Source organism: Pseudomonas sp. NBRC 111143 (assembly GCF_001320965.1).
GTDB lineage: Bacteria > Pseudomonadota > Gammaproteobacteria > Pseudomonadales > Pseudomonadaceae > Aquipseudomonas > Aquipseudomonas machongensis.
The window spans coordinates 124134-136814 of the sequence record NZ_BCBT01000003.1; the positions used below are offsets into that span (position 1 = coordinate 124134).

Annotated in this window: 7 protein-coding genes; 1 reads left to right on the plus strand and 6 read right to left on the minus strand. The window is 63.6% G+C overall.

Going from position 1 to position 12681, the window contains the following annotated elements; genetic code table 11:
* Window positions 1-17: 17 nt before the first annotated feature.
* The 5 genes from mscK to betI form a co-directional block, all read right to left on the minus strand.
* Window positions 18-3323 (minus strand): mechanosensitive channel MscK, encoded by a 3306-nt coding sequence (gene mscK / locus APH44_RS02955; protein ID WP_054891202.1) that lies wholly within the window; start codon window positions 3321-3323, stop codon window positions 18-20.
* A 34-nt stretch (window positions 3324-3357) separates the two neighbouring features.
* Window positions 3358-5100, minus strand: coding sequence for a potassium/proton antiporter (locus APH44_RS02960; protein ID WP_054891203.1), 1743 nt, complete (start codon window positions 5098-5100; stop codon window positions 3358-3360).
* Window positions 5101-5355: 255 nt separating this feature from the next.
* Window positions 5356-7053 (minus strand): choline dehydrogenase, encoded by a 1698-nt coding sequence (betA, locus tag APH44_RS02965; protein ID WP_054891204.1) that lies wholly within the window; start codon window positions 7051-7053, stop codon window positions 5356-5358.
* Window positions 7054-7129: 76 nt separating this feature from the next.
* Window positions 7130-8602 (minus strand): betaine-aldehyde dehydrogenase, encoded by a 1473-nt coding sequence (gene betB, locus APH44_RS02970; RefSeq protein ID WP_054891205.1) that lies wholly within the window; start codon window positions 8600-8602, stop codon window positions 7130-7132.
* Between the two features lie 30 nt (window positions 8603-8632).
* A complete protein-coding gene (gene betI / locus APH44_RS02975) occupies window positions 8633-9298 on the minus strand; it encodes a transcriptional regulator BetI (protein ID WP_054891206.1) in 666 nt (221 codons plus the stop codon).
* Window positions 9299-9775: 477 nt separating this feature from the next.
* Here betI and APH44_RS02980 point away from each other — a divergent pair, with 477 nt between their 5' ends.
* Window positions 9776-11779 carry a BCCT family transporter gene (locus APH44_RS02980; protein ID WP_054891207.1) on the plus strand — a complete coding sequence of 668 codons (2004 nt, stop codon included), beginning with the start codon at window positions 9776-9778 and terminating at the stop codon, window positions 11777-11779.
* A 178-nt stretch (window positions 11780-11957) separates the two neighbouring features.
* Here the strand turns inward: APH44_RS02980 and APH44_RS30305 are convergent, their stop codons facing one another.
* Window positions 11958-12614 carry a hypothetical protein gene (locus APH44_RS30305; protein WP_256250258.1) on the minus strand — a complete coding sequence of 219 codons (657 nt, stop codon included), beginning with the start codon at window positions 12612-12614 and terminating at the stop codon, window positions 11958-11960.
* Window positions 12615-12681 lie beyond the last annotated feature (67 nt).

Genomic DNA, 12681 nt, shown 5'->3' on the forward strand with positions numbered 1-12681 from the left:
CACCCATCAGCGTCCACTCAGCTCGGTGGCGTGCTGTCGGGTTTGCTCTCCAGCGGGATCATCTGCTGCTTGCCGCCCTTGGTGTCCATCAGGAACACCTCCACCTGGCGCACCGAGATCTTGATGTCGTGGGCCTTGAACTCACGGTTGATGTAGCGGTTGATCTCGTCCAGCGTCGGGTTGCGGTCGCCCAGGTCGCGCACGTGCATGCGCAGCTCGTGATCCAGCGAGCTCTCGCCGAACTGCAGGAAATACACGATCGGCTCAGGGTCCTTGAGCACACGTGGGTTTTCGTGGGCACCCTTGAGCAGCAGGTCGCGCACCAGGTCCAGGTCGGAGCCGTAGTCGATGCCCAGCTTGAGCGTCACTCGGGTAACCGTGTCGGTCAACGACCAGTTGATCAACTGGCCAGTGATGAACGTCTTGTTGGGGACGATGATGTCCTTGCGGTCGAAGTCGGTGATGGTCGTGGCGCGAATGCGGATCTTGCTCACCGTGCCGGACAGGTTGCCGATGGTGATGGTGTCGCCGATCCGCACCGGGCGCTCGAACAGGATCATGATGCCGGAGATGAAGTTGGCGAAGATCTCCTGCATGCCGAAGCCCAGGCCCAGAGACAGGGCGGCGACCAGCCACTGCAGCTTGTCCCAGCTCACCCCGAGGGTGGCCAGGGTGCTGACGATGCCCACCCCGACGATCACGTAGGACAGCAGCGTGGTGATCGCGTAGGCACTGCCCTGGGCCAGGCTCAGGCGCGACAGCACCAGCACTTCCAGCAGGCCTGGCAGGTTGCTGGCCAGGGCGATGGTGATGCCGGCGATGACCAGCGCACCGAGCAGGTCGCCGAGGCTGATCGGCACCATGCTGGCCGCCGCGCCGGTGCCGCTGGCGTATTCGTACAGGGTGACGTTGTTGAGGTAGGAGAACACGGTGATCAGGTCCGACCATACCCAGTACAAGCCACCGATGAAGCCACCGAGCAGGGCCAGGCGGATCAGGCGCAGGGACTGCTGGTTGACCTGCTCGATGTCCAGGGTCGGTTCCTCGATGATGACTTCGCCGTCCAGACCTTCCTTGGCAGCCGCGCGCTTGCTCAACGCGCGCTGGTAGGCCAGGCGTCGCGCCGCCACCGACAGGCCACGGACGAACGCCGCCTCGATCACCAGCCAGAACAGCAGCAGGTAGAGGGTATAGATCAGGCGGTCGGTGAGTTTCAGTGCGGTGTAGTAGTAGCCGAAGCACACCGCGACGAACAGTGCGATCGGCAGCGCGGTGAACGCTACCCCGACCGCCTTGCGGAACAGCGACGTGTCGCGGTGCGCCGGGCTGCTCAGCAGCAGGCGGCTGAGCAGCCAGGCCATCAGCGCATAGCACGCCAGCACCACGCCGATGCCCAGCACGTCGTCGGCCAGCGCCGAAGGCTGGTGCTCGGCCACCGCGACCACACCCACCAGGGCCAGCACCACCGTGCCGAGCCTGCGTACCCAACCGCGCAGGAACTCCACCTGCGGCTTGTGCCAGCGGAAGTGCACCTCGGCCACGCCGCCGGGGGCCAGCACGCGGTAGGCGGTGTAGAACACCAGCCAGGCCTGGGCCAGTTGCCACAGCGCAGCGCCGAGGTTGGCGTTCTGGCCGCGGGCGTCGATCTGCAAGGCGTAGCTGCACAGCGCCAGGCCCAGGCTTACCGGCATGGCCAGGAGGATGTTGATGAGGATCGCTTGTGGCGTGTGCCACTGGCTGTCGCGACGGAAGTGGCCGATGTCCTGGTGCACCTTGCCCAGGCGCTGGTACAGGTACTTGCGCCGCCACAGCAGCGCGCCGATCACCAGCAGCAGCGGCAGGAACAGCAGCGGACGCTGGCTCAGGCCGTCGGCCAGTTCCTTGATGCCCGAGCCCCAGGGCAGGCTGGCGACCTGGTCGGCGAAGCGCTCGGGCACATAGCGCAGCCAGTCCCAGTCCAGCGGCTTGTTGCTGGGGATCCAGAACATCTGCTCATCGAGGGTGGTGCGCAGGTTCTGCGCGGTGCCCAGCAGTTGCTTCTGGTTGAGCTGCAGGGTGATGGACTCATTGAGCAATGCCGAAAGCTCGCGGTTCAGGCGCTCGAGCAGGTCGCTGCGGGTGATGGCGACTTCCAGCAGCGCCTTGCGCAGTTGCGGGGTGACATCCTGCTCAGGCTGGGTGGACAGCAGCTTGTCGACGTAGCTGACCGGGCTGCTCATCTGCTCGCGCTGCTGGTTGACCTCGAACTGGTACAGGCGGATATCGGCGATCTGGTCGGCCAGGTCGCGGTCTACCTTCAGGTGCGGCAGCGCCTGCTTCTGCTTGTAGAGGATCTTCGACAGCAGCAGGCTGCCCTTGAGCACGTTGATCTGCTCGTCCAGCGCCTGGTCGGCCTGGGTCAGGGTGTCGAGCTGCTGCTTGGTCTGCAGGTTCTGCTGGGTGAGTTCGTTGAGGCGGTCGGTGCTGCGCAGCAGGTAGTCGGAGAGCTTGAGGTTGGCGGCGCTCTCGTTGGCCAGCAGGGTGCTGCCGCCGGCTTTCTGCGCTTCGATCGACTGCTGGGTGACGGTCTGTTGCGACTGTGCCAGGCGCTTCTCGTTGATCAGTGTCTGCAGGTCCTGGATCTCTTGCTCCAGGCGTGCGGCACGCTCGATCAGCAGGTCGTGGCGGGCGTTGCCCAGGTCCTGCAGCAGACTGTTGCCGGCCAGCTCCTGGCGGCGCAGCAGGGTGAGGGCGTTGAGCGAGGCCAGTTCGGCATTGAGCTGGTTGCGCTGGTCGGCGGAAATTGCCTTGCCGTTGTCCTTGCCCGACTTCAGCGCGTTGTTGATCTGCTGGGCGCGGGTCTGGTTGTTGCTGATCTCGGCCTGGGCACGTTCGGGGCGGGTCTGGGAGTTGATGATCAGGCTGTTGGCTTCGGACAGCGCCTTTTGCAGCTCGCCCTGCTGGGTGCTGCGCTCGCTGAGCATCTGCTCGAGCTGCGGTACGCTGAGGCTGGCATAGCGCTGGGCTACGGGCGTGACCTTGCTGTCCTTGAGCTTGGCCAGTTCGCGCTGGCTGTCGCGGGTTTCCTGGGGGGCACCGGCCAACTGCTGTTTGAGGTCGGCGAGTTTCTTCTCGCTATCCTCTTTGCTCGCGATCAGCGTGAGGGTCTGTTCCAGGACCTGCTGGAGCGCCTTCTGCTCGGGCTCCGGCAGCTTGCGCTCGGCAATCTTGTCCAGGCTGTTCTGAATACCGGGAGCGGCCGGCACCTCGGCCGCCACAGCGGCGAACGACAGGGAAAGGCACAGCCCGAGGAGGGCTGCGCGGGCATACACGCGCAGGGACATAGGCAGACTACTTGCGAGAGGGCACTAACGGAGTTTAGAGGAACAGCCCCGGGCCGGGCCGGGTTCCTTCGGGGAATCTGACGCCCACTTTCTGGATCTTGTTCCCGTCCATGGTCGCGACCGTCCAGATCGTGCTGTGCCATTCGACCTGGTCGCCTACGACTGGAGCGCCTCCGACCTTCTGTCGGATGAACTGCGCCAACGGCATTTTCGCATCCAGGCCGTCGAGTTTCAGGCCATAAAGCGCTGCCACCGCGCCGAGTTCGGCATCGCCTTCGAGGACAAAGTCGCCGAAGAAGCGCAGGTCCAGGCCGCGCTGTGGCGCCTGGCTGAACAGTTTGCCCAGGGCGGGCAGGTTGTGCTCGTGGCCGATTACGCAAAGCATGTCGCCGACCTCCAGCACGGTACTGCCCGAGGGGTGCAGCAATTGCTCGCCACGGAACAGCGCGGCGATACGCGTGCCCTCGGGCATCTTCAGCTCGCGCAGGGCTGCGCCGATGCACCATTTTTCAGCGCCCAGGCGGTAGACGAACAGCTCCCATTCGCTGGTGATGTGCACTTCCAGCGCCGAGCGCGAGATCGGCGCTGGATCTGGCGGCACCGTGACCTTCAGCAGCTTGGCCATCCACGGCAGGCTGGTGCCTTGCACCAGCAGCGACACCAGCACGATGAAGAACGCCAGGTTGAAGAACAACTGCGCATCCGGCAGGCCCGCCATCAGTGGGAACACCGCAAGGATGATCGGTACCGCGCCGCGCAGGCCAACCCAGGAAATGAAGCCCTTTTCGCGGCCGTGGAACGCCTTGAACGGCAGCAGTGCGGCCAGCACCGACAGCGGGCGGGCGAAGAGGATCATCCACAGCGCCAGGCCCAGGGCGGGCAGGGCGATGGGCAGCAGGTCGTGCGGGGTGACCAGCAGCCCCAGCACCAGGAACATGCCGATCTGCGCCAGCCAGGCCATGCCGTCGAGCATGTGCAGGATGCCGTGGCGGCTGCGGATCGGCTTGTTGCCCAGCACCAGGCCGCACAGGTAGACAGCAAGGAAGCCGCTGCCGTGCAGGGCGTTGGTCAGCGAAAACACCACCAGGCCGCCGGCGACCACCAGGATCGGGTACAGGCCGCCGGCCAGGTTGATGCGGTTGACCAGTTGCAGCATCAGCCAGCCGCCGCCCAGGCCCAGCAGGCCGCCGATGCCGAACTCGCGCAGCAGGTGGGTCAGCAGGCTCCAGTGCAGGCCGGTCTGGCCGCTGGCGATCATGTCGATCAGGGTGACGGTGAGAAATACCGCCATCGGGTCGTTGCTGCCCGACTCGATCTCGAGCGTTGCCGTGACCCGTTCGTTCAGGCCTTTGCCACCGAGCAGCGAGAACACCGCCGCGGCGTCGGTAGAGCCGACGATGGCGCCGATCAGCAGGCCCTGGATCAGGCTCAGGTCGAACAGCCAGGCAGCGACCATGCCGGTAAGGCCGGTGGTGATGAGCACGCCCACCGTGGCCAGCGACAAGGCTGGCCACAGGGCCACGCGGAAACTCGCCACCCGCGTGCGCAGGCCGCCGTCGAGCAGAATCACGGCCAGCGCGAGGTTGCCCACCAGGTAGGCGGTCGGGTAGTTGTTGAAAATGATGCCGCCACCATCGACACCGGCGACCATGCCGACCGCGAGGATGATGACCAGGATAGGGATGCCCAGGCGCGACGACAGAGAGCTGACCAGGATACTTGCGCCCACCAGCAGTGCGCCGATCAGGAACAGGCTGTTGATGGTGCTGGCATCCAAAGGCAGGTACTCCGGGATATCGCAGAAAGATGACTTGACTGGCAAGTCGCGTGCCAATCGATTCTAACCTGATGAATTGCCAGCATGTAAAGCGTTTCTGCAGATGTACAAAAGGCACCGCGGTGGGTGCCTTTTGTTGTGCTGACTATGCGGGCCCTTTCGCGGGCAAGCCCGCCCCCACAGATTCACCACAGGCATGAAGACTTGTGCAGTACCTGTGGGAGCGGGCTTGCCCGCGAAGAGGCCGGTGCAGGATTACGCCTGCTTCACCTCACGCATCGGCTTGCCCTTCACCGGCGCACCGTTGGCCTTGTAGTACTTGGCCGTGCTGCGTGGCAGTGGCTTGCGGCCACGGATCTTGTCGGAGATTTTCTCGGCGATCATGATCGTGGTGGCGTTGAGGTTGCCGGTGATGATGATCGGCATGATCGACGCATCGACAACGCGCAGGCCTTGCATGCCATGCACGCGGCCTTCGCCATCGACCACCGCCATGTCGTCGGTGCCCATCTTGCACGAGCAGGACGGGTGGAACGCGGTTTCGGCGTGCTCGCGGATGAATTTGTCCAGCTCTTCATCGGTCTGCACGTGTGCGCCCGGGCTGATTTCGCGACCGCGATACGGGTCCAGCGCCGGCTGGGCCATGATCTCGCGGGTCAGGCGGATGCCGTCGCGGAACTCTTGCCAGTCCTGTTCGGTGGCCATGTAGTTGAACAGGATGCTCGGGTGCTGGCGCGGATCCTTTGACTTGGCCTGGATACGGCCACGGCTTGGCGAACGCATCGAACCCATGTGCGCCTGGAAGCCGTGTTCTTTCACGCCGTTGGAGCCGTTGTAATTGATCGCTACCGGCAGGAAGTGGTACTGGATGTTCGGCCATTCGAACTCAGGACGGGTGCGGATGAAACCACCGGCCTCGAACTGGTTGCTGGCGCCGATGCCGGTGCCGTTGAACAGCCACTCGGCACCGATGGCCGGCTGGTTCCACCACAGCAGCGATGGGTACAGCGACACCGGCTGGGTGCAGGCGTACTGCAGATACAGTTCCAGGTGGTCCTGCAGGTTCTCGCCGACGCCCGGCAGGTCGTGGACCACCGGAATGTCGAGGCTCTCCAGCAGGGCGCGCGGGCCAACACCGGAGCGCTGCAGCAGCTGCGGCGAAGCGATGGCGCCGGAGCTGACGATGACTTCCTTGCGGGCACGGGCTTCGACGCGCTCTTCGCTGTCACCGACCAGATAGGTCACACCCACGGCGCGCTTGCCTTCGAAGAGCACGCGATCGCTCAGGGCGTGGGTGACGATGGTCAGGTTAGGGCGCTTCTTGGCCTGGTCCAGGTAGCCACGGGCGGTGCTGGAGCGACGACCGTTCTTGGTCACCGAACGGTCCATCGGACCGAAGCCTTCCTGCTGGTAGCCGTTGAGGTCTTCGGTGCGTGGGTAACCGGCCTGTACACCGGCTTCGACCATGGCATGGAACAGTGGGTTGTTGCCGGCTTTTGGCGTGGCAACGCTGACCGGGCCGTCGCCACCGTGGTAGTCGTTCGGGCCGATGTCGCGGGTTTCGGCCTTGCGGAAGTACGGAAGGCAGTCGAGGTAGGTCCAGTCTTCCAGGCCTGGCAGTTCAGCCCAGCCGTCGAAGTCCATGGCGTTACCACGGATGTAGCACATGCCGTTGATCAGCGAGGAGCCACCCAGGCCCTTGCCGCGGCCACATTCCATGCGGCGGCCATCCATGTGTGGCTCAGGGTCGGTCTCGTAGGCCCAGTTGTAGCGGCGGCCTTGCAGCGGGAAGGCCAGGGCCGCCGGCATCTGGGTGCGGAAATCGAAGCGGTAGTCGGGGCCGCCTGCTTCCAGCAGCAGCACCGAGACGTTGGCGTCTTCGGTCAGGCGGGTGGCCAGGGTGTTACCGGCCGAACCGGCACCGACGATGATGTAATCGAATTCTTGGGACATGCAAAGTACCCTCGTTGGCAGTGTTCAGGGAGCGGGAGCGCCCGTGCGCAGTGGCACGGGCGTGGCCAGACCGGTCTTAGAAGACCGAGTTGTAGCCGCCCAGCTCGACCTGCACCGACTTGATGCGAGTGTATTGAGCCAGCGAGCTGACGCCGTTTTCACGGCCGACGCCCGACTGCTTGTAGCCGCCAACCGGCATCTCGGCTGGCGATTCACCCCAGGCGTTGATCCAGCAGATACCGGCTTCGAGCTTGTGGATGATGCGGTGCGCGCGGGTGATGTCGTTGGTGCATACGCCCGCAGCCAGGCCGTATTCGGTGTCGTTGGCGCGGCGGATGACTTCTTCTTCGGTTTCGTAGGTGAGGATGCTCATCACCGGGCCGAAGATCTCTTCCTTGACGATGGTCATGTCGTCGCGGCAGTCGGTGAACACGGTCGGGGCGACGAAGGCGCCCTTGCCGAACGCGCCTTCGGTCAGACGCTCACCGCCGCACAGCACGCGGGCGCCTTCTTCCTTGCCCTTGGCGATGTAGCCCAGGACGCTTTCCATGTGCGCGAAGCTGACCAGCGGACCGAAGTTGGTGTTCTCGTCCTCCGGGTTGCCGATGCGGATGCGGGCGACGCGTTCGGCGATCTTGGCTTCGAAGGCGGCTTTCATCGCTGCCGGAACGAACACGCGGGTGCCGTTGGTGCAGACCTGACCGGAGCTGTAGAAGTTGGCCATCATGGCGATGTCGGCGGCCTTGTCCAGGTCGGCGTCGTCGCAGATGATCAGCGGCGACTTGCCACCCAGTTCCATGGTCACTTCCTTGAGCGAGGAGCTCGAAGCGCTGGCCATGACTTTCTTGCCGGTGGTGGTGCCGCCGGTGAAGGAGACTTTCTCGATGCGCGGGTGCTCGGTCAGCAGGGTGCCGACTTCACGGCCGCTGCCGGTCAGGACGTTGAACACGCCATCCGGCAGACCGGCTTCGGTGAAGATCTCGGCCAGCTTCAGGGTGGTCAGCGAGGTGACTTCAGATGGCTTGAAGATCATCGCGTTGCCGGCGGCCAGGGCTGGCGCAGACTTCCACAGGGCGATCTGGATCGGGTAGTTCCACGCGCCGATACCGGCAGTCACGCCCAGCGGCTCGCGGCGGGTGTAGACGAAGGACGATTCGCGCAGCGGGATCTGCTCGCCTTCGATGGCCGGGATCAGGCCTGCGTAATACTCCAGCACATCGGCACCGGTGACGATGTCGACGTAGCGGGTTTCGGAGTACGACTTGCCGGTGTCCAGGGTTTCCAGCATGGCCAGCTCGTCGTTGCGTTCGCGCAGGATGTCGACGGCGCGGCGCAGGATGCGCGAACGCTGCATGGCGGTCATCGCGGCCCAGACTTTCTGGCCACGTTCGGCGCTCTCGACGGCGCGCTCGACGTCAGCCTCGGTCGCACGCTGGACGTGGGCAAGGACTTCGCCGGTGGCCGGGTTGATGGCTTCGAAGGTGGCATCGCTGCCAGCGTCGACATAACCACCATCGATGTAGAGTTTTTGCGTTCCGAAACGGGCCATAGAGTCCTCGCAAGTGCAGTGTGTGATTGGCTAGCCGCGTCGTGCTCCTGCCGGTTGGGCAGTCGCTGCGTGCGATCGTTCAGCCGCCTGGGGGTTGGTAGCCAGGTCGTGCTGCTTAGCCAGTTGTAGATCCATGTATTCGTAGGCGATCCGTATTGCCTGCTCGGTGTCGAACGCGTCGCCCGAGAGCGCACCACGCAGCCACAGGCCGTCGATCAGGGCCGCCAGTCCGCGAGCAGCCTTGCGTGCATGGTAGAGCGGCAAGACACGACGGAACTGGCAGCACAGGTTGGAGTAAAGGCGGTGATCGTTGATCCGCTGCAACCTGTGCAAGGACGGCTGGTGCATGCTGGCGGCCCAGAAGGCCAACCAGGTTTTCATTGCCGGGCCGCTGACCTGGCTTGCGTCGAAGTTGCCTTCGACGATCACTCTCAGGTGCGCCCGCGGGCTGTCGTCGGTGAGGGCTTGTCGGCGGGCGACGGTGCCTTCGCTCAACGCGTTCATGAGGTAGCGCATGGTCGCTGCGATCAGGCCGTTCTTGTCCTGAAAGTAGTGACTGATGATGCCGTTCGACACACCGGCCAAACGGGCAATCAGCGCAATGCTGGCATCTCCCAGACCGACCTGGTCGACAGCCTGCAATGTGGCGTCGATCAACTGCTGGCGGCGGATGGGTTGCATACCGACCTTGGGCATCTTGCTATCTCCTCAGGCCTGCGAGCGGACAACACGCATCCGACTCGGCGAGGGCCAGTCTATTTTTTTTTGATTGAACGTTCAATCAATAAAGAATAAGCTCTGCGACAATTTGTGCCATTGACAGTCTTTCAGGCGGTCGAGAAGGCACGGATTGACACCCCAGGAAAACGTGTAACCCCCGGAATACAAGGCGTTGACGGGCAAGAACGGTGCATGGACAGATTCTGCCGAGCGGTCGACGACCGCGCGGACGACCCTTGGAGCGGGTCAGGCGAGCTGTGACCAATGCGCGCATCCAGTGAGGATGAGGGCGCTCAGGTGCAGTCCGCCGGTCTGTTTTTTTGCAGCGTTTCGATTCGGGATCACGGTTTCCAAGGTGCTTTTATAACACCTGACGCAGTGGAGCTATTGCACCAATTGCGCGGGAAATGACTGATTAGCCTCCACAGCCGTACTGCCCGGAGCATTCGTGCAATGAGTTCTGCCTCCCTGACAAAGCCCCCCGCCGAGAGGGTTCGGGTCAACCGCGTGGTGTTCCTCACCTCCGCGCTGCTGGTCCTCGCGTTGACTGCCTTGCTTATCGCTGTACCCGAAACTGCCGGCCAGGTGCTGGGCGTAGCCCAGAAGTGGCTGACGCGCACCTTCGGCTGGTACTACATGCTGGTGATCTGCGGTTACCTCGTGTTCGTCGTCTACCTGGCCTTCTCCGACTACGGCAAGCTCAAACTGGGCGGCAAGGACGACCAGCCAGACTTCAGCTACGGCGCCTGGGCCGGCATGCTGTTCTCCTCCGGTATTGGCATTTCGCTGCTGTATTTCGGCGCATCCGAACCGCTGGACCACTACTTCAATCCGCCGGAAGGCACCCCTGCCAGCCTCGAGGCTGCGCGCCAGGGCCTGCAACTGACCTTCCTGCACTGGGGCCTGCACGGCTGGGCGATCTACGCCCTGGTGGGCCTGGCCGTGGGCTACTTCGCCTACCGCCACAACCAGCCGCTGGCGCTGCGTTCGGCGCTGTACCCGCTGGTCGGTGAGCGCTGGGTCAAGGGCGCGGCCGGCAATGCCGTGGACATCTTCGGCATGTTCGTCACCCTGCTGGGCCTGGTGACCAACCTCGGTATCGGCTCGATGCAGGTCTCCTCGGGCCTGGAGTACCTGTTCGGCATGGACCACAGCAAGACCAACCTGCTGGTGGTCATTCTGGTGATGGCCGGTGTGGCCACCGTAGCCGCTGTGTCGGGTGTGGAAAACGGCATTCGCCGCCTGTCCAACCTCAACATCATGCTGTTCAGCGGGCTGTTGATCTTCGTCCTGCTCGGCGGCAATACCCTGCACCTGCTCAACGGCTTCGTGCAAAACGTCGGCGACTACCTCAACGGCATCGTGCTCAAGACCTTCGACCTGTATGTCTATGAAGGCGAGGCCGGCAAGTCCGAGCGCTGGCTGGGCCTTTGGACCGTGTTCTACTGGGCCTGGTGGATCTCCTGGGGTCCGTTCGTCGGCATGTTCATCGCCCGTATCTCCAAGGGGCGTACCGTGCGCCAGCTGGTCAGCGGCGTGCTGCTGATCCCGCTGGGCTTCACCCTGGCGTGGCTGTCGATCTTCGGCAACACCGCGCTGGACCTGGTGATCAACCAGGGCGCCGTTGAGCTGGGCAAGACCGCGCTGGAGCAGCCCTCGATGTCGATCTACCAGTTGCTGGAGTACTTCCCGGCGGCCAAGATCGTGATCGGTGTGGCGGTGTTCGTCGGCTTCGTGCTGTTCCTCACCCCGGCCGACTCGGGCGCGGTGATGATGGCCAACCTTTCGTGCAAAGGTGGCCAGGTCGACGAGGATGCGCCGCACTGGATGGTGGTGTTCTGGTCGGTGATCATCACCCTGGTTACCATCGGCCTGCTGTTCGCCGGTAATTTCGAAGCCATGCAGACCATGGTGGTGTTGGCCGGCCTGCCGTTCTCGGTGGTGCTGGTGCTGTTCATGTTCGGCCTGTACAAGGCGATGAAGCAGGATGTCGCGGTCGAGCAGGAGCGCGCGGAGCTGGCTGCCCGTGGCCGTCGCGGCTTCAGCGAGCGCCTCACGCAACTGGAGCTTGAGCCGACCCAGGCGGTGGTACAGCGCTTCATGGACAAACAGGTCAGCCCGGCCCTCAAGGAGGCGGCGGAACAACTGCGCGCCCTGGGCTTCGAGGTGGAGACCCGCGTCGGTCAGTCGCGCAACATGATGGGCGTGCGGGTGATGATGGAAGAGGGCAACCCGTTCGTTTATGAAGTCAGCCTGGACGGCTACCTGGCGGCACCGAGCGAGGCGTCTGCCGGGGGTGAGCCAGAAGTGCGCCAGCGCTTCTACCGCGCCGAGGTGTACCTGCACAACGGCAGCCAGGAGTACGACCTGATGGGCTTCCTGCCTGAGCAGATCGTGCGCGATGTGCTCGATCAGTTCGAAAGTCACCGCCAGTTGCTGGGGCGTGTCTACAGCTGATTGCGTAAGCGGCGTATCGTTGTGAAAAGGGCTCTGTCGAATGACAGGGCCCTTTTTTCTTCAGTGGGCGATCACGTCGTGGCGGACCGCCGACTGCCGTTGCCCATGGTCAACCGGTGCGCAAAAGCATTATGTACCCCCCAGTGATATCGACTGGCGCGGAGGCTTTGGCTTCATTTCACAACGAGCCTTGAGCATGTCTACTACCTCCGTGAGTCACCCACCCTACGACCTGTACAGCGCAGTCGCTGCGCAGTTCGCTAATCGACCGACCTTGCGCGAAGTACTCGACCAGCAGGTCATGAAGATAATCGTCGAGCAGTATCCGCTGATCGCGATTCATCGCCCCGAGATGACTTCGGCACAGCCTCTCTCGCTGCTTTGCTCCACCGCAGATGACACTTACAGCAATGAGTTGCTGGTCGACCATCTGCTGCAGTTGGTCCTCGATGGCAAGCGCGTGGATTTCGCCAGCATGGGCGCTTATGCGCTGAGCCTGAATCCGTACCAACGCCTCTTCGCCATCAAGTCGCCTTTCGAAACCGGTGATGGAGACCTGGTCAAGCCTGAGAAACTGGTCGAACCGCTCGAGAAGATGCTGCCTCTGTTGCCCCACTATCTGCAGCAGGCGCAGATCGGCTACTGGAATGGCGACGGCCAGGGCAACCTGGATCTCTGGTTGCAGCAAGTGCTGCGTGCCAGCCTGCTGCAAGGCCTGGACGAGGCTGACCTTGAGGAGGCCGAGCGCGCCTGCCTGCGCCAACTGCTGTTGGGGAACACGCGTAACATCGAGGTGCAGGCCGTTCGCGTGCAGATGCACTTGGGCGATCGACAAAGCAGTGAACTGTTGCCCGGCTTACTGGTGACGACCCTCGACACACCGCGTCCGCTGGTCTTGTGGT